The sequence below is a fragment of the Bacillus sp. FSL K6-1145 genome (assembly GCF_038003425.1).
GTDB lineage: Bacteria > Bacillota > Bacilli > Bacillales > Bacillaceae > Bacillus > Bacillus pumilus.
In genome coordinates, this window is the sequence record NZ_JBBOPC010000001.1 from 364,141 (window position 1) to 383,595 (window position 19,455).

General features: G+C 44.1%; 7 protein-coding genes and 1 riboswitch. All 7 genes read left to right on the top strand.

The genetic code is table 11. From position 1 onward, the window contains the following. The first annotated feature begins 245 nt into the window (after nucleotides 1–245). The 7 genes from MHH41_RS01955 to MHH41_RS01985 all read left to right on the top strand — a co-directional run bounded on the left by MHH41_RS01955 (nucleotide 246) and on the right by MHH41_RS01985 (nucleotide 19,452). Nucleotides 246–2,315 carry a hydantoinase/oxoprolinase family protein gene (locus tag MHH41_RS01955; RefSeq protein WP_050943229.1) on the top strand — a complete coding sequence of 690 codons (2,070 nt, stop codon included), beginning with the start codon at nucleotides 246–248 and terminating at the stop codon, nucleotides 2,313–2,315. Beyond that, nucleotides 2,305–4,290, top strand: coding sequence for a hydantoinase B/oxoprolinase family protein (locus MHH41_RS01960; RefSeq protein WP_310427497.1), 1,986 nt, complete (start codon nucleotides 2,305–2,307; stop codon nucleotides 4,288–4,290). Before MHH41_RS01955 ends, MHH41_RS01960 begins: the two co-directional genes overlap by 11 nt. After that, nucleotides 4,287–5,372: an ABC transporter substrate-binding protein gene (locus MHH41_RS01965; RefSeq protein WP_050943226.1), complete on the top strand. Its 1,086-nt coding sequence runs from the start codon at nucleotides 4,287–4,289 to the stop codon at nucleotides 5,370–5,372. Before MHH41_RS01960 ends, MHH41_RS01965 begins: the two co-directional genes overlap by 4 nt. An 8-nt stretch (nucleotides 5,373–5,380) precedes the next feature. Continuing rightward, a complete protein-coding gene (locus MHH41_RS01970) occupies nucleotides 5,381–6,472 on the top strand; it encodes an ABC transporter ATP-binding protein (protein ID WP_340865495.1) in 1,092 nt (363 codons plus the stop codon). Continuing rightward, the gene (locus tag MHH41_RS01975) at nucleotides 6,472–7,341 is read left to right on the top strand and encodes an ABC transporter permease (protein WP_003214329.1); all 870 of its coding nucleotides are present in this window, start codon (nucleotides 6,472–6,474) and stop codon (nucleotides 7,339–7,341) included. The genes MHH41_RS01970 and MHH41_RS01975 overlap by 1 nt, the downstream gene beginning before the upstream one ends. After that, nucleotides 7,334–8,137: an ABC transporter permease gene (locus MHH41_RS01980; RefSeq protein ID WP_340865496.1), complete on the top strand. Its 804-nt coding sequence runs from the start codon at nucleotides 7,334–7,336 to the stop codon at nucleotides 8,135–8,137. The genes MHH41_RS01975 and MHH41_RS01980 overlap by 8 nt, the downstream gene beginning before the upstream one ends. Nucleotides 8,138–8,507: 370 nt before the next feature. Next, nucleotides 8,508–8,600, top strand: a riboswitch (cyclic di-GMP riboswitch). Nucleotides 8,601–8,745: 145 nt separating this feature from the next. Further along, nucleotides 8,746–19,452 carry a non-ribosomal peptide synthetase gene (locus MHH41_RS01985; RefSeq protein ID WP_340865497.1) on the top strand — a complete coding sequence of 3,569 codons (10,707 nt, stop codon included), beginning with the start codon at nucleotides 8,746–8,748 and terminating at the stop codon, nucleotides 19,450–19,452. Nucleotides 19,453–19,455 lie beyond the last annotated feature (3 nt).

Here is a 19,455-nt window from a genome sequence, read left to right on the forward strand (position 1 = left end):
TTCTTGCTTTTCACATTTGTAAAAATTCATAAAAATTTTAATTTTTCAGTTCATAAAAAGATTATGCTTTATCAAAATGGCTTTATCACTGCTTTTTGGGCTAATTTCAAGAATTTAACACACAGAAATTTTAAAAAAATAAAATTGACTAGACCGATATGCTTTAATAATATGGAGTCAAATATCAAAAAATGTCGTAATTTATCAAAATATCGTTCTATTTACATTGTAGGAGGGAAGTACAAATGGCGGATGTCTCTTATCGGCTTGGCATAGACATAGGCGGAACATTTACTGACTTATCGCTGATGAATGAAGCAACAGGGGCGCTAACTGAACTCAAAACACCCACAGTGACTGACGACCCAGCTCAGGGAATTATCAATGGGCTAAAACTTCTAAAAGACAGAGGTGTTGATTTAGCTAAAATCCAATATCTCGTACATGGCATGACAATCGGTCTTAATACATTATTACAGAGAAAAGGAGCAGATTTGGCCCTTTTTGTGACGGAAGGCTTTCAAGACATATTGTCACTACAGCGTTTACGATTACCCATTCCTTATGACTTCAATTCTCGTTTGCCAGAACCATTGATACCACGAAAGCATGTATATCCAATCTCTGAAAGGTTGATACACGATGGTACGATCAAAAAACCTCTCCATCTGCAGCAATTAGATCAGGCTGTCCAGCAGGTCATGTCTAAAGGGCTAGCAGGTATTGTCATTTCTTTTTTACATAGCTATCAAAATCCAGTTCATGAATTACAGGCAAAAGCCTATATCAAACACCATTATCCGCAATTAGAAGTCCTTACTTCATCTGAATTATGGCCCCAAATGAGAGAATACGAGCGTACTGTGATGTCTGTTGTCAATTTGTATATCCAACCAAAGGTGAAACAGTATTTACAAACATTGAAAAGCCGGTTGAAAGAAGAAGGTGTACCAATTTCTCCATACATTACACAATCAAATGGTGGTTTAATGGATGCAGAAAGTGCAGCAACTTCACCTGTTAAAACACTTTTTTCTGGTCCGGCAGCTGGTGTCATTGGTGCGGCAAGAATTGCAGCCGCTGCAAATGAATCCAATCTGATCACGTTTGATGTGGGAGGGACGAGTGCAGATATCTCCATTATTCAAAATGGACAGCCTACAATGGCTCAGTCAAATCAGCTTTCAGGTTTTCCGATCATTCTTCCATCTGTTGCGATGTATTCAATAGGGGCAGGCGGGGGTTCTGTTGCATGGATTGATCAGGGAGGGCTTCTCAAAGCAGGACCAGAATCAGTTGGCTCACAGCCGGGACCAGCTTCGTATGGAAAGGGAATGAAAGCCGCCTTAACTGACGCGTTCCTCATATGTGGTTATCTCAATCAAGAGCGTTTTGCCGGAGGACATTTACAACTACAGCTGTCCGCGGCGGAAAAGGCCTTTCAGCCAATTGCTGATCAGCTCAACAAAACGGTAGAAGAAGCGGCTGACCAGCTGATTCAAGTAGCTGTCGCCAATATGTACACAGAATTAAGCAATGTCATGGAGCAGCAAGGGTTTGATCCAAGAGATTTTAGTTTACTAGCGTTTGGCGGAGCAGGACCGGTTGTAGCGAATTTCCTTGCGCGAGAAATTCATGCGAAAAACGTGGTCGTTCCTCCAAGTCCAGGAACATTATGTGCATTAGGTGCCCTGAACGCTGACTTTATTCATGATGCGGTACTGTCGAAGAAAATATGTTTACAAGACTACTCGATAGATCAACTAAAAAAAGATTATGAGATGCTTTCTCGAAAAGCGACTGATTGGTTCAGTCAGCAGAACATTCAGCATATTAAACAGACATCCATACTATTATTGGCAGATGCACGTTATCAAGGACAAGCCTTTGAGATTGAATTACCATTATCAGCTGAATGGCTGAAGCAAGAACAAGATATCCATCAACTCATTGAAGCCTTTCACAAACTACATCAGCGTCAATATGGTCATAGAGATGATCAGGCGAACATCGAGTTTACTCATTTACGAGTTCGAGTCATAGGCGAGACGCCGCCGCTGCCTTTCACAACTGTTCATGAAAGCAGCGGACAATCTTTGAAGCCACATGAATTTAGGCGAATCTTTATGGAAGAAAAAGAATATGAAGCAGCTATTTATTACAGAGATACTTTGTCAGTAGGCTCTGTCATTAATGGACCTGCCATCATTGAGCAGGATGATACGACAATATTGATTCTGCCAAATTGGGCAGGCAGCATTGATCAATCAGGGAACTTGGTGATTTCAAGGGAGGCGGCTTTACATGAGAACTGATCCAGCAAAGCTTGAGATGATGCGTAGTTATTTTAATGCAATTGCATCTGGCATGGGACATGTCATTGAGCGGACGTCTTTTACGACTTTCGTCAAAGAATCAGCTGACTTTGCGACAGCGTTAGCCACGCCTTCTGGAGATTTCTTTGTTTATCCGAAGACAGTGGGTGTCACGATCTTTTTAGGGCTGAGTCTTAAGAAAGCGATTGAAGAGAGCGGACCGATGCAGCCAGGAGATATTATCATCACAAATGACCCTTATACGACAGATGGTTTAGCAACTCACCTGCCAGATGTCCATATCATTAAGCCGATTTTCGTAGATGGTGAAATTGTCAGCTATGCTTGGTCTTTTGTTCATGTAAGTGATGTGGGCGGACTTGTGCCCTCAAGTATTTCACCGACAGCGACAGATGTTCATCAAGAAGGATTAAGAATACCGCCAGTGAAAATTTATGAAGGCGGAAAAGAGAATCAGGTCGTTCGTACTTTTTTAAGAGCCAACAGCCGAGCCAGTCATTTAAATGATGGGGATATCAATGCAATGATTGCTGCAGTAAATACAGCAGAAATTCGGTTAAAAGAAATGATCGGGAAATTTGGAATAAATGAAGTGAAACAAGGAATGATGGACCTCCTGAAACAATCTGAGGTTCGTGCAGGAAAGGTCATTGAAGCCATTCCGGACGGAACGAGTGAATTCGCTGATTATTTAGATGATGATATGATCTCGGATGTACCGATCCGGTTGAAAATCAAGTTAACGGTGAAAGGAAAGCGGCTGACACTTGATTTTTCTGAGTGTGACCCGCAAGTGAAAACAGCTTTTAACCTTGTCACCAATGGTCAGAAGCATTCCTTCCTATATCAAGGATTGATTAATTACATTATTAGTAAAGATCCCTTTATACCGATTAATGGCGGAATCACATATCCGATTGAAGTGATTTCACCTAAAGGGACGTTAGTGCATCCAGAATACCCGGCTTCTGTTGGTATTCGGCATTCAATTACGATGCGGCTGTTCAATGTCGTGCTAGGCGCCATTGGTAAGCTGTTACCTGAGGCGGTGCCGGCAGCAGGTGCAGGTCAATCAGCTATTGTTGTTCTCTCCGTTCCTGATAATCAAACAGGTGGCAGGAAAATGTCTGTTGTTGAACCATTAGGCGGAGGCGGCGGTGCTCAAAATGGAACGGATGGAGTAGATGGCATCGATCATTCGTCTGGTTTTTTGAAGAATACACCCATTGAGAGCTTAGAACAGCATATTGATATTCATGTTCACCGATATGAGCTTTTGCCAAACACAGGCGGAGCAGGAGAAAACAGAGGCGGACATGCGATTGGTTTGGAATTTGAAATGATCAAGCCTGAATCCATGGTGACCGCACGAGGGATGGAACGGATGAAGTTTCAGCCTTGGGGGCTAATGGGCGGCCGCGCGGGAGCTATCGGTGAGGTCAAGCTAGTCACAGCAAAAGGTGAAAAACAAGACCAGCCGAAAATAGATGTTCTACGTCTTGAAAAAGGCGAAATTGTGCAATTGATATCACCAAGTGGAGGCGGCTGGGGAAATCCATTTGCAAGAGAGAAAGAAAAAGTCCTTCATGAAGTGGAAGCAGGTTTATTAAGTGAAGAAAGAGCGCTGCAGCAATATGGCGTTAAAGTGTATGTAGACCAAAATGAATGGAAGATTGATGAGGAGCAAACGAATCAGCTTCGTGAAAAGGGTAATCATCCTGCTAATACCATGTGGGATGTTGGAGAACACAGAGAAGCTTATGAGAAAGTATGGACGGATGAAGCCAGCAGCGAGCTTGCTGTGCGGCTGCGCTCCTATCCAGCTAACGAACGTACACATTATAAACATGCAATTCATCAATATTTCAGTCATAGAAATAAGCCGTTAACAAAGAAAGATATTATTCAAGCACTTCGTCATATGGATGGACAAAAAGGGGGAAATGAATCATGAAAAGAAGATTAATCACTATTTTTGCAGGTGCTCTGTCAATGATTCTACTGCTGACAGCTTGCGGTGGGAATGGACAGGATCAAGGTAAACAGCAGCAGACTGTAATCGTTGGCGTATACGGAGGCGATTGGGAAAAGAATATCAAACCGATCCTCGAAAAGTTTGAAAAAGATACGGGAATTAAAGTCCAAACCGTCTCTGGTGCGGATTCTGAATGGTTTACAAAATTAAAAGCGTCAAATGGTAAAAATCCACCGTATGACCTGCTTATTTTACAGCCTGATACGATTCAAAGAGGCATTGCAGCAAACGTTCTTGCACCTATCGATGAAGATCAAGCACCGAATGTCAAAAAACTTTACCGTTCTGTCCAAAAGAAGCTCACTGTTGATGGAAAACAATATGCAGCAGGCTTTAGTATGGGTCAGCTTGGAATTGCTTATCGAAAAGACCTCGTAAAGCAGGAACCAAACAGCTGGACAGACCTATGGAGCAGTCAGCTAAAAGGGAAGGTAGCGATTTCATCCCCGACTTATTCAGCCGGGCTGCAATTTTTCTCTGCGCTTGTCCATGCTCAAGGGGGGACAGAATCAAATCCTAAGGATATTGATAAAGCCTTTAAAAGCCTTTCGCAATTAAAAGGGCATGTAGCTGCTTTTCCAGACAATCCAGGGTCTATTCAAACCTTGTTAGAACGTGGTGACGTCGCAGCAGTTCCATATTGGGATGGACGAGCATTTGCACTTGAAGAAGAAGGAATGAATATTGGTTTCTCATACCCGAAAGAAGGCGCTGTTGCAGCAGTTGCGAGCTGGGCTTTAACGAAGGGAAGTCAGCATGAAGAAGCGGCTTACAAACTATTAAACTATTTAAGTGGAAAAGAAGCTCAAGAGGCTTTCTCGGCAGTATCTTATTATGGTATGTCGAATTCTGATGTGAAATACGGTGACAAGATTAAGGGGAAGGTCAAGGTTGGAGAGAATTATTATAGCAAGCTGACTTGGGTAGATTACGAAACAGCAACTTCGGAGCTGGGCAATTGGACAAATCGATGGAACGAAGTATTAGGCGGAGGAAAATAGGTGATCGTATGAGTGGAATCCATTTAGAACATATTAGCCAGCATTTCGGCGAGCAGATTGCTCTTAACGATGTCAGTCTTACGGTGAATGAGGGAGAGTTTTTCTCCCTTCTTGGTCCTAGTGGCTGCGGGAAATCAACGTTATTAAACATCATTGGCGGTTTTTTAGAGCCAACAAAAGGTGTCGTCTATATTGGTGATCAGAATGTGACGAATTTACCGCCTTATCAAAGAAAAACGGGTATGGTTTTTCAAAGCTATGCACTCTTTCCGCATCTGACCGTATTTGATAATGTGGCGTATGGGTTAAAGGTTCAAAAGAAAAAGAAGGCAGAAATTAAAGAGAAGGTAATGGAGAGTTTGTCTCTTGTGCAATTAGAAGCGTTTGCGAAACGTATGCCGCATCAATTAAGTGGTGGACAGCAGCAGCGGGTAGCGATTGCAAGGGCGCTTGCGATTCAGCCATCTGTTCTTCTTCTTGATGAACCGCTCAGCAACCTAGATGCAAAACTAAGAAAAAATATGCAGACAGAGCTTCGAAATATTCAAAGGAATGTCGGAATTACCACCATTCTCGTGACCCATGATCAAGAGGAAGCATTAAGTCTTTCTGATCGGGTTGGGATTTTAGGAGAGGGGAAAATCCAGCAGATTGGGACGCCTTTAGAGGTGTACCGCCAGCCGAACAATCGATTTGTTGCTGAATTTATCGGACAAGTGAACCTATTTGAGGCGGTCTATGATGAAGTGAAAGCTGCTTTTATCGTTCCTCATTTAATCCAGTCAAACGGGCAGGAAGTTCAATTAAAGGCAGTGGCACACCAAGAGAAGAAGGAGAAGCATTTACTCATGCTCCGTCCGGAAAGAATCAACATATCTTCTGAGCGGGAAGACATTCAGTCCAACCATGTATCAGGTGTGCTGACTGATGTCAGTTATATTGGTCACTCATTACGTTTGGTGGTGGGGCTCGATAGCGGTGAAATGATTGTTCATGCTTCTGATGCAGCATTTCCAGAGCTGCCGAAAGCTGGAGAAGCTATTCATATCAATTGGCAGCCTGAAGATATCGTTTTCCTAGATTCGAAGGTGCATACGTGATGCGTATCAAGAAAAAGAATCAGCGATTTCATTGGTTCATGCTGCTGCCAGCGTGTTTGTTTCTTGTTGTATTTCTTCTAGCGCCGCTTGTGATGATGTTCGTCCTCAGTTTTCGTGATGTGGATTCAATGATGAACACATTACAAACGTATAGCTTTTCTCAATATATTCATGTGTTCACGACAGATGCGTATGTGAAGGCGATTGGAAGTACAGTGTGGGTAGCCTTGCAGACAACGGTGATTTGTTTATTGATGGCATACCCTGCAGCATACGTGCTCGTCAAGGCACCTCATCCGCGTCTGCGGGCATTTTTCTATATCTTACTTGTCTCGCCGCTTTTGACAAGCGTTGTGATTCGGACATTTGCATGGATTGTCCTTCTTTCACAAAATGGTCTGATCAATGGCATGTTATTAGATTTACATGTGATTGAGAAGCCGCTCTCTATGCTGTGGAATATGAATGCGGTGATTATTGCTTATGTTCAGGTCATGCTGCCTTTTGCAGTGCTGCCTATTGCGACGAGCTTAACTGATATGGATCGTCATTTACGATCGGCTTCTATGAGTCTAGGAGCTGGACGAATTCGAACCTTCTTTCATGTGACCTTTCCATTGACCATTCCAGGGATGGTGACTGGGGCTATTATTGTCTTTTCGCTGGCGGCTGGGAGCTATATCACTCCGCTCTTAGTCGGCGGAAGAATGCAGCCGCTGCTACCGCTGTCTATTTATCAGCAGGTCATGCAGGTGTATAACTTGCCTCTTGCTGCAGCGATGTCCTTTACGTTATTGGTTTGTGTGCTTGTGGTGGTCAGTTTATTAAGCTATCTATTGAAGCGCTGGGAGGCGAGGATGCATGCGTAAAAAATCATTAGGTGATCGCTTGCTTTCCATCCTGATTTGGACTGCTGGGTCATTGGTTTATCTCTTTTTGACCATACCTGTTCTTGTCATTGTCCTATCTGCTTTTAGTCCAAATGCCTTTCCTGAATTTCCGCCGACTTCGTTCTCTGTTCGTTGGTTTCAAGAGGTCGTGTCGAATCCAGAATGGATGGAGTCTCTGCGTATCAGTGTGATTTTGCTATTCATCGTAACGCCTCTCACGGTTCTTTTAGGCACGATGGCTTCGTATGCTTTAGCAAGGCTTTCCTTTAAGGGAAAAGAGGCGATTCAAGCCTTCATTTTGTCACCTCTTATGATTCCTCAAGTAGTGTTAGGGATTGCCATGCTCTATTTGTTTACGGCTATGGGGTTTACGGGATCTTTGTGGGCGCTTGTCATAGGTCATGTCATCATTGGCTTTCCCTATGTGGTTCGAACAGTAGGTGTCAGTGTCTCGAATTTGGATCCGCGGCTTGAGCTAGCTTCAATGAATCTTGGCGCAGGACCCATTCGCACATTCTTTCGAGTGACGCTGCCTTTGATAAAGCCAGGAATTATTGCAGGTGGGGTATTTTCTGCCGTGACGTCATTTGGGGAAATATCGATCAGTTTGTTCGTTTCCTCTCCCCAAACGATTACGATTCCCGTCAGGACGTTTAATTACATTGAGCAAACCTTTGATCCGAGTGTCAATGCGATATCTGTCATATTTATTATCATTTCTATCATTGCGTTGCTCGTTATTGAAAAAACAATTGGCCTGTCTAAGGTGATGTAAATATAATGAAGAAACAAGGGAGCTGTCATTTGAAATGGCAGCTCTTTTTGTGTTGTTTTTACGGTAAATATTTTCAATTTTTTAGGGAATATAGTTCTTAAGATTTAAGAAATTGTGGAGGGTGGAAGGAGACCTCTATCCTACATTTTCGGTCATATTTGCAAAATTTAAGGGAAAACATGAAATTTTTGCGGTATTTAGTCGATTCTTTTCGGTTGAACGCAACTATTATTAGTTATTTTCGGTAAATATCGTAAATTATTATGTGATTCATTCGGCATAACGCATGAATCTTTACACCCATTTTTCGGTGAAAAAAACAATAATTTCATATAAAGTGGACGTAATATAGAAAATATTTAAAAAGAAAAGAAGAAAAAGGCAAATCTATGGAAACGTAGAGACGCAAAGCCATGTCCTAAGGTAAATGTTGCTTTTTTACTAAGGTCGCCAGGTTACCGAATCAAAATGGGAGTCCCTCCGTTTTATTCGGGGTGGGCTTCTTTCCGTATTCTGTCTATTTTAATGAAATAGACTTGGTTCTTTTGATATAGAGGGTGCTGGGTGTCACATTGGTGGAGAAAACATAGAAGAGGCGGAGGATGAAAATGAATACAGTATATTACCCCTTAACACATGCGCAAAAGCGAGTATTCTACACGGAAAGATTTTATCCAGGTACAAGTATTTCTAATTTGGGTGGATTCGCCAGATTGAGATCGGTATCAGGTTTAGATCCATCTTTGGTCGTTGACGTGCTTCAAGCGTACATTCGCCAAACTGACTCCCTTCGGTTGAGGCTGGTGTATCGACATGAGCAGGAGGAGCCTGTTCAATATATCAAGCCTTATGAAGAACAGCCGATTCGCATGGAAAAGGGCTGGAGTGAAGAAAAAGTGAGGGCTTGGGCGAATGAGCAAATCCGTGAGCCGATGCCGTTGATTGACAGTCCCTTGATTGAATTTACGGTCTTTCAAATCAGTGATCAAGAGTGCTGGCTGTTTTGTAAAGCACATCATATTGTGGCGGATGGCATCTCCATTATCTTAATGGGAAATCGCATCATCGACTTATACCAGGACATGCTGCAGGGGGTAGACGTCTCACCGGTTGAGGAGATTTCCTTCGTTGACCACATCATGAGTGAGCAAAGCTATGAAACTTCTAAACGATTTCAAAAAGACCAAGCTTTTTGGAATGAGCAATTTGCCAATATTCCAGATTTCGCTTCATTAAAACCGCATAAGGGATACGAGATGAGTTTACATGCGGAGCGATTTTCAGGGGATATTCCAGATTCTTTGAAGGAGAAACTTCGTGCGTTTTGTGAGGAGCAGAAAGTCAGTATGCTCTCGATGTTTATGTCCACTGTTTATGTATATTTACATCGTTTTAGCGGCATGGGGGATGTTGTTCTTGGAACCTTTATGGGCAACCGAACAAACGCCAAAGAAAAAAAGATGATTGGTATGTTTGTTTCCACGATTCCGATGCGTGCATCTGTTCAGGGGTCGCAAACATTTCTTGATTTTGTCAAACAGGTCATGGCGGATCAAATGAAGATCTTGCGTCACCAAAAGTACCCTTACAATCTCCTCATGAATGATTTGCGAGAAAGAGAAGGGTTTACAGGACGCCTTTTTGATATTTCTTTAGAATACCAGGTCATGCAGTGGCAGAAAAAAGAGAATCTGTCTTTCATTACTGAACCGATCTTTAGCGGGAGCGGAATGAATGATATTTCCATTCATGTAAAGGACCGCTGGGATACTGATACATTGACCATTGATTTGGACTACCGTACAGATGTATTCACCGAAGAAGAAATCAGTAAGATGTTTGATCGATTCTTAATCATACTAGAAGCGGCAGTCTCCCAGCCTGACCAGCTGATCGGGAAACTCCCTTTACTTCCACCAGATGAACAAAAGGAACTGCTTCAATTATCTGAGAGAAAACCTTTTGAAAAGCCAGCTGAAAAGCCGGTTCACCACCTGTTTGATGAGACAGCCAATAAGTATGCAGAGCGAACAGCTGTTGTAGCAGAAAATGGAGCATTTACTTATGGAGAACTGTTTCAAAAGGCAGAAAAGCTGGCGCGTTTTTTACAAATGAAAGGTGTCTCGCGTGATGTGCCTGTTGCTGTCCTAATGGATCGGAAGGCAGAGGCTATGGTGTCGATCTTCGGCATATTAAAGGCTGGCGGGGCGTATGTACCGATTGATCCGGCATTACCTGAGGAGCGTATTCAATATATTGTGGAGGATTCTGGTGCTTCCATTGTGTTAACAGAGGAATCGTTCGTTTCAACATACCGTGCTCTCTCGGAAAAAATGGTCGTGCAGCAGCAAATCGCATTAGATGATGAACTGTTGCCTCAGCTTGTAGATCAGTCGGTACCAGAGGATTTGGCTTATATGATTTATACATCGGGGACGACTGGAAAACCGAAGGGCGTCATGATTGAGCATGTTCAGCTGCATCATTTGGTCCATGCCTTGCATCATGAGATTTATGAAGAGGCGAGTGAGCTTCAAATGGCGCTTCTTGCACCATTCCATTTTGATGCATCGGTGAAACAAATCTTTGCTGCGCTATTATTTGGGCATACGCTTCATATCATCCCGCGAGAAACAACGAGAAATGGTGTTCAATTAGCGGCTTATTATAAAAAACATCAAATTGAGGCAGCGGACGGAACACCGGCGCATGTGCAGCTTTTACTTGCAACGGAATTAGATGGGCTGTCCTTGAGGCATATGTTAGTTGGGGGAGAAGCATTGCCTGCGAAAGCAGCATATTCTCTTATCGAAGCGGTTCGGATGAGTGAGCCTGATTTTACTTTGTGGAATGTGTATGGTCCGACTGAGACGTGTGTCGATGCGGCGGTTCATCGCCTAGAACTAAGTGAGCTGCGCGAATCCTCTGAACAGCAGCGTTATGTGTCAATCGGAAAGCCGCTCGGTCATCACCGTCTTTACATTTTAAATGACCATGATCAATTACAGGTACAGGGGGCTGCTGGAGAACTGTGCGTTGCAGGGATAGGTGTTGGACGAGGCTATGTGAATCAGCCTGAATTGACGGAGAAAGTATTTACGGCAGATCCATTTTCTCCAGGTGAGCGGATGTATCGAACAGGGGATCTAGTCAGATGGCTTCCGGATGGCACAATTGATTATCTTGGCAGAATGGATGATCAAGTGAAAATAAGGGGTTACCGCATAGAAACAGGCGAAATTGAAGCAGTGATGGAGCAGGTAGATGGAGTGGATCAAGCTGTCGTACTTGTTGTCGAAGAAGCGGACGGGGAAAAGGCGTTAAGTGCTTACTATCAAGCTCGTCATGAAAATGTGTCAGTTGACATACTTCAAGCCGCTATCAAACATCAGCTACCAGCTTACATGATGCCGCTCTATTTCAAAGAGCTCGATGCATTTCCACTCACAGTCAGCGGCAAAGTTGATCGTCGTGCACTTGCTGCCCTAAAAGGAGATAAAGCCGTTCAAGCTGTTTATGCTGCGCCTAGAAACGGTCTCGAAACGAAGCTTGTACGTTTGTGGGAAGAAATTCTTGGTCAAGAGAAGATTGGTATATATGATTCCTTCTTCGAACGAGGGGGGCATTCACTGAAAGCAATGACTGTACTCACACATGTGAAGCGAGATTTTCAGGTGGAGGTGCCGCTGTCCGTTTTATTTGAACAGCAGACCATTGCCGCTTTGGCTGCCTACATTGAGCAAGCGGAAACATCTTCTGAAACGGTGATACCTAAAGCACCTGCCTTAGACCATTACCCATTGTCACCTCCACAGCAGCGCGTTTATATGGTGAGTCAATTAGAGCAAAGCACTGCATACCATATGCCAGCTGTTGTGAGGTTAAAAGGAACACTGCAGCAAGAGAAGCTGACGGAAGCCTTTGAAAAACTCATCACACGTCATGATATGCTGCGTACGTCTTTTCATACGTTGAAAGGTGTTCCGCGTCAACGGGTAGCTCCATCCGTGCCTTTTCAAATAGAGCAGCTAACAGGCGGTACGATGGAAGAAAATATGCAGCAATTTGTCAGACCTTTTGACCTTGGGTGTGCACCACTTCTTCGCATTGGCCTGAAGTCATTAGATGATCAGGAGCACCTGCTCTTTTTCGATATGCATCACCTGATTTCAGATGGTCTTTCGATTGATTTGATGCTGCGTGAGCTGTCAGATGCTTACGAGGGATCGGTCAAAGACCCATTGAAGCTTCAATATCAGGACTATGCTGTTTTGCAAGAACAACAAGATTTTCAAAAAGAAGAAGCATTCTGGCTGCAGGAATTTTCGGGTGATCTTCCTGCTTTACAGCTGCTGACCGATTATCAGCGCCCAGCGGTCCAGTCGTTTGCAGGGGATCGTGTGATCAAAGAAATCAATGAAACGTTAAAGCGGCAATTACAGGAGCTAGCGGCAAAACACCATACGACACTGTATACGGTTCTGCTTTCTGCTTACTATACATTGCTTGCGAAGTACACGGGTCAAAAGGAATTCGTGGTTGGAACACCGGCGGCGGGGCGTGTGCATGCAGACTTGGATGACATGATTGGCATGTTTGTCCAGACACTTGCTTTGCGGTCCGAGGTTGATCCGAATGGAACCATGTCGCAGTTGATCGAGCAAGTGAAGGAAAAGACGATGCATGCATTTGAGCATCAGCAATATCCATTTGAACGACTGCTTGAAAAACTGAATGTGCCAAGGGATTTTAGCCGTCATCCATTATTCGATACCGTTTTTACACTCATGCCAGATCATGAATCAGCCCAGCATATAGGAGAAATGCAAGTTGAAATCGAAGAAACCAATTTCCATATTGCAAAGTTCGATTTAACGCTGCAAGCGATGGAGTCAGATCAAGGGTTATCCTTTGTCCTCGATTACAGTACGGCGCTATTTAAACGAAGTACAGCCGAGCAGATGCTTCATCATTATATGTATTTGCTGAAGCAGATGGTTCAAGCGCCGGAGGAGGCAATTCGATCTTATCGATTACTGTCTGAACAAGAAGCAGAAGCTCAACTGAATCTGTGGAATCCGTTACCGACGCCTTATCCGTCAGAAGAAACCATTGTGACGCAGTTTGAAGCACAGGTGCAGGCGCACGGTCATAAGTCTGCCCTCCAATGTGAAGGTGTGATTCTTTCTTACCAAGAACTAAATGACCGTGTGAATCAGCTAGCTCATTATTTACGTGAACATGGGTTTGAAAGAGGGATGAAAGCAGCCTTATTCTTTGAACGGTCTAATGAGATGGTACTCTCTGTTCTAGCTGTACTTAAGGCGGGCGGCGTCTATGTACCAATTGATCCTGATTTCCCTGATGAACGCGTGAAGCACTTTTTAACAGACAGCGGTGCGCAATTCTTACTGACACATCAAGTGCTGCGCCATCGTTCGGTGCTTGCTTCTTTCGAGGGAACCATCATCGAAACAGAAGATCGTGGAATTGTTCAGCAATCAGACAGCAATATAGACATTCGGGTATTGCCAGAGGATTTGGCGAATTTGACCTATACATCTGGTACAACTGGAAAACCTAAAGGAAATATGGTGACACACCGGAACATTTTGAGAACAGTGAAGCAATCAAATTATCTTGCCATTCATCATGAAGACACGGTGATGAGCCTATCAAACTATGTATTTGATGCTTTTATGTTCGATGTGTTTGGTGCTTTATTAAACGGTGCGAAACTGATTGTTCTGCCAAAGGATCATATCTTAAACATGAATGAGCTTTCTGGAGCGATTGAGAAGGAGAAAGTCAGTATTTTAATGATCACGACAGCTCTTTTTCACTTACTTATCGATATGAAAAAAGACAGCCTAAAGAACGTCAGAAAAGTTCTATTTGGCGGAGAACGTGCTTCCGTACCTCATGTCATGACTGCACTTGAAACGGTAGGGGAAGGCAAGCTTGTTCATATGTACGGTCCTTCTGAAAGTACGATTTTCACTACGTATTATCCAGTGAATCACATTGAGGAGCAGGCGTTATCCATTCCAATCGGAAAGCCAGTGAGTCAAACGGCTGTTTATATTGTAGATGAATTTGGACAGCTGCAACCGCCAGGTGTAGCAGGAGAGCTATGTGTCGCTGGTGATGGACTGGTAAAAGGATATTATGGGCAGCCAAAACTCACAAGTGAAAAATTCGTGGAAAATCCTTTCCGCCCTGGTGAGGTCATGTACAAAACGGGTGATCTTGCCCGCTGGCTTTCAAATGGAGAGATTGAATTCATTGGACGAATTGATCATCAAGTGAAGATTCGAGGTCAGCGTATTGAACTTGGAGAAATTGAGCATCAGCTGCTGCGCCATCCGCAATTAAAGGAAGCTGTCGTCATTGCAGCCCCAAATGACACATTATGTGCGTATTTTACAGCTGAAGGGTCTGTCTCATTAACTGATTTGCGCGAGCAAGCAGGACGTGAACTGCCTGTGTATATGATGCCGTCATTCTTCATGCAATTAGACGAGCTTCCGTTGACGAATAACGGCAAGGTAGATAGGCGAGCGTTGCCGGTGCCTGACCTAAGTGAGCAGGGGATAAATGAGTATTTCCCTCCTCAAACCGAAACAGAGCATCACGTAGCGCGCATTTGGGAGGAAGTTCTTGAAGTGCCGCGAATCGGCAGGAACGATCATTTCTTTGAATGCGGCGGCCATTCGCTACGCGGCATGAAAATGCTGAACAAGCTGTATGAAGAGATGCATGTGGAGCTCACTTTGAAGTCTTTATTTGAATCCCCGACATTAGAGGCGTTTGCCTTGGCGGTTGATCAAGCGGATCAAATGGAGATCAAGCGAGTGGAGATCGCAGAAGAAGCGGCCTATTATCCAGTGACATCTGCTCAGAAAAGACTGTTTGTATTGGAGAAAATGACCGATGCGGAGCAAAGCTATCATATGCCGGCTGCTTTAAAAATAGAAGGTGCTTTTGATGAAAAACGATTTAAAAAAGCGATTGAACAGCTTGTCCATCGTCATGAAGCATTCCGAACGAGCTTTGATTTTGTTCAGAATGAACCTGTTCAACGGATTGAACCAAACATCTCCGTAGACATTGAGACAATCGAAGGGAACGGAAGAGACATACAGGAATTGATGAATGATTTTATCCGTCCTTTTGATATAGAAAAGGCGCCTCTACTCAGAGTAGGTCTAGTTTCTGCTTCCGTAAATGTCCATTATTTACTGATTGATATGCATCATATCATTTCAGATGGTGCATCTGTGGGCATTTTAATTGAAGAGCTTTCAGCCTTGTATCGAGGAGACAAGCTAGAGGAATTACCTGTTCAATATAAGGATTATGCGGTTTGGTCAAAAAGCGAGACGTTTGCTGCACAAAAAAGAGCTGAAGAGGCGTTTTGGCTGGAGCAATTAGAAGGAGAACTGCCTGTACTGGCACTCCCAGAAGATTTGCCAAGACCAAAAGTGCAAACATTCGCAGGAGATCGTGTCTCATTTACAATCAATGGGCCGCTTAAAGCGAAATTGGATGAGCTGGTCAGAGCACTCAACAGTACGACGTATACAGTGCTACTCACTTGCTACAGTACCCTTTTAAGCAAGCTTTCGAGACAAGAAGATATCATCATCGGTTCGCCGATTGTAGGCAGAACTCATCCTGATATTCAATCTGTCATTGGTATGTTTGTGAACACGCTGGCACTTAGAACAAAGCCAGCAGGACATCTGACAGCCGCAGAATTTGCGTCAAATGTTCATCAGCTTGTGTTAGAGGCAAATGAGCATCAGTTGTACCCATTTGAAGAATTGGTAGACCGAGTACAAGCGGTTCGAGACACTAGCCGTCATCCAATCTTTGATGTGGTGTTCTCGATGGAAAATGCGGATATCCGTAATTTAACGATGGATGGACTTCATATTGTTCCGGAGCCATTCGAAGAGAATATCGCCAAATTTGATTTGACCTTAACTGGAAACGAATCGGCTGATCACATTGAGCTTGTGTTCGATTTTAATTCTTCTATCTTTCAACAGTCGTCGATTGAAAAGTGGAAGGAGTTTTTCCTTCATTTATTGGAACAAATGGTATCAGCGCCAGATCAATCGCTAGATCAAATGCAGCTATTATCATCGAAGCAGCAGCAAAAAATGCTCAACGAATGGTCAGGTCCTGTCCTAGACGTTCCGTCAGATCAAACGGTTCATGAACTGATCGAGGCTAAGGCATTTGAAGCACCTCATCAAAAAGCGGCGACCTTCTGCGGAACGAGCTGGACGTATGAGGAACTGAACAATCGGGCAAATACAGTCGCTTCAAGGCTCATCTCAAACGGCATAAAAAGAGGAGACCGCGTCGGCATTCTCACCCGTCCGTCCCTTGACATGACGGCAGCCGTCCTTGGCGTCCTGAAGTCAGGTGCGACATTCGTTCCAATTGATGCGGATTATCCGGATCAGCGCATTGCCTACATGCTGGAAGACTGCAGGGCAGAGGTGCTTCTCATGCAAAAAGGATTAACTGCACCAACTTCCTTTGCAGGTCATGTCCTGTTGATAGAGGATGAGTTAGAAGGCGAAGCGCAAGAAATTCAGGTTCATGTCAAACCAACAGATCTCGCCTATATGATTTACACATCTGGAACGACAGGACAGCCGAAGGGTGTCATGGTTGAGCACCATTCTCTTGTCAATCTTGCGTTCTGGCACAATGATGCCTTCCAAGTGACAAATGCGGATCGAACCGCCAAATATGCCGGCTTTGGCTTTGACGCTTCCATTTGGGAAATGTTCCCGACATGGATCGCCGGCGCAGAGCTGCACATCATTGATGAAGCGATTCGTCTCGATATGATCAAGCTCAATGCGTATTTCAATGACGAAAATATCACCATTGCATTCCTGCCAACTCAGCTATGCGAGCAGTTTATGTCGATGGACAATCACTCCTTGCGTTACTTACTAACAGGCGGAGACAAGCTGAAACAGGTAAAGCCTGTTCCATATCAACTCGTGAATAACTACGGTCCGACAGAAAACACCGTCGTGGCGACAAGCGGGATCATCGATCCAGATCAAGGCACGCTTCCGATCGGAACAGCGATTGCCAATACCCGTTTTTACATTATGGGTTCGTTATATGACCTCTCGCCGCCAGGCGTACCGGGTGAGCTTGTGATCGCAGGAAAAGGACTGGCAAGAGGGTACTGGAATCTTCCGGAGGAAACAGAGAAAAGCTTTGTCCCAGATCCATTTTATCCAGGTGAGCGTATGTACCTGACAGGCGATTTAGTGAAATGGACAGAGGATGGCGAGCTAATCTATCTCGGCAGAAAAGACCATCAGGTCAACATCCGCGGCTTCCGGATTGAGCTGTCAGAAATTGAAGCTCAGCTTCTTGAACTGAATTCAGTCAAAGAAGCAGTTGTGACAACGGTCAAAGATGCCAGTGAACAGGATGCCCTTGCCGCTTACGTCATCACAGATGAAGAAACGACCGACCTAAAAGAAAGTCTAAAACGAACGTTGCCAGACTATATGGTGCCTTCATGGATCATCAAGCTAGACCAACTGCCGATGACGGCAAATGGCAAAGTCGATCTGAAAGCATTGCCAGCACCTGATATGGAAGCGAACCAAACAGCATACGAAGCGCCAAGAGACGAAGTCGAAACACTACTATGCGGCATTTGGGAAGACGTGCTTGGCGTCAGCCAAGTCGGCATTCACGATCACTTCTTCTTCCTTGGGGGAGATTCGATTAAAGGCATTCAAATGGCAAGCAGACTCACACAAGCGGGCTGGAAGCTTGATATGAAGCTCTTGTTCCAGTACCCAACCATTGCCGAGCTCCGTCCATATATCGAAGAAGCTGATCAACTGTCAGCCGACCAATCACCAGTCGAAGGAGAAGTCATTTTCACACCGATTCAGCGCTGGTTCTTCGAACGAAACTTTACGAGTCAGCATCATTGGAACCAATCAGTTATGCTCCAAGCGCCAAATGGCTTGGATGAAACCATCGTTCAGCAAGTGTTGGAGCAGCTCATGATTCATCATGATGCCTTGCGAATGGTGTATTCGCTTGAAGAAGGACGTGTAATCCAGCGTCATCGAAAAATCGAAGAAAACTTGGTGGCTGTTGATGTGGTAGAAGTACAAGGGGAACTGTCGCAGCAAATCCAGCAGGTAGAAAACCTGGCAAATGAAGTGCAGGCGAGTATATCGCTAGCGGAAGGACCTTTAGTAAAGCCAGCCATTTTCCGAACGGATCAAGGGGATCATTTACTGCTCGCTGTACATCATCTTGTCATCGATGGTGTGTCATGGCGTATTTTCCTTGAAGATTTTATGGCTCTTTATGAACAGTCGAAGCGCGGGGAAATCCTGACACTTCCTGAAAAAACACACTCTTTCCAAGAATATGCCCAGAAGCTGACGGAATACGCGATGTCAGATGAGTTGCTGTCGGAAAGAGCTTATTGGAAAAAGGTACTTGCGCATTCTGTTACACCGCTTCAAAAGGATCATGTGACGGAGGATCAGCGGATGCTTCATACACAGACCATTCGTTTTACATTGTCTGAGGAGGAAACGCGCAGTCTGCTGACAGATGTACATGAAGCATATCAAACAGACATCAATGATATTTTGCTGACAGCACTCGGATTGTCCATGAAAGAGTGGACTGGTGAAGACAGACACTTTATTCATCTTGAAGGACACGGAAGAGAGAACATCCTCCCTGCGGTCAATGTATCACGGACGATTGGCTGGTTTACAAGTATGTATCCTGTGTTACTGGATATGTCGCATGCAGACGATCTTTCTTATCAGATCAAGCATTTAAAAGAGGAACTCAGGCACATCCCGAACAAGGGAGTCGGCTATGGCATATTAAAATATTTAACCCCTGACAAGATGAAGGACGATATCTCATTTGAACTCGCGCCACATATCAGCTTTAACTATCTTGGTCAGTTTGATGAACAGATCAGCGGCGAGTTAAGCCGCTCAACGTGGCATCCAGGACAATCGCTGAGTCCTGAATCAGAGAAACCTCATGCACTTGATATTGTTGGTTTCGTCGAACAAGCCATGCTCCATGTGACGATTTCTTATCATCATCTTGAATTTGAAGAACGTACGATGGAACAAGTCAAGGACCTTCTTGAAAAGAATGTGAAGGCGCTGATCTCACATTGCGTATCACAGGAGGAAACCCAGATGACACCTAGTGATGTAGGGGATGAAGATCTCACGATGGATGAACTTGAAAAGCTAATGGATATATTTTAAGCA

What these genes read in the sequence shown, in the direction of transcription:
- MHH41_RS01970 (WP_340865495.1), top strand. Translation starts at nt 5,381, where the DNA reads ATGAGTGGAATCCATTTAGAACATATTAGCCAGCATTTCGGCGAGCAG.
- MHH41_RS01955 (WP_050943229.1), top strand. Translation starts at nt 246, where the DNA reads ATGGCGGATGTCTCTTATCGGCTTGGCATAGACATAGGCGGAACATTT.
- MHH41_RS01975 (WP_003214329.1), top strand. Translation starts at nt 6,472, where the DNA reads ATGCGTATCAAGAAAAAGAATCAGCGATTTCATTGGTTCATGCTGCTG.
- MHH41_RS01965 (WP_050943226.1), top strand. Translation starts at nt 4,287, where the DNA reads ATGAAAAGAAGATTAATCACTATTTTTGCAGGTGCTCTGTCAATGATT.
- MHH41_RS01960 (WP_310427497.1), top strand. Translation starts at nt 2,305, where the DNA reads ATGAGAACTGATCCAGCAAAGCTTGAGATGATGCGTAGTTATTTTAAT.
- MHH41_RS01985 (WP_340865497.1), top strand. Translation starts at nt 8,746, where the DNA reads ATGAATACAGTATATTACCCCTTAACACATGCGCAAAAGCGAGTATTC.
- MHH41_RS01980 (WP_340865496.1), top strand. Translation starts at nt 7,334, where the DNA reads ATGCGTAAAAAATCATTAGGTGATCGCTTGCTTTCCATCCTGATTTGG.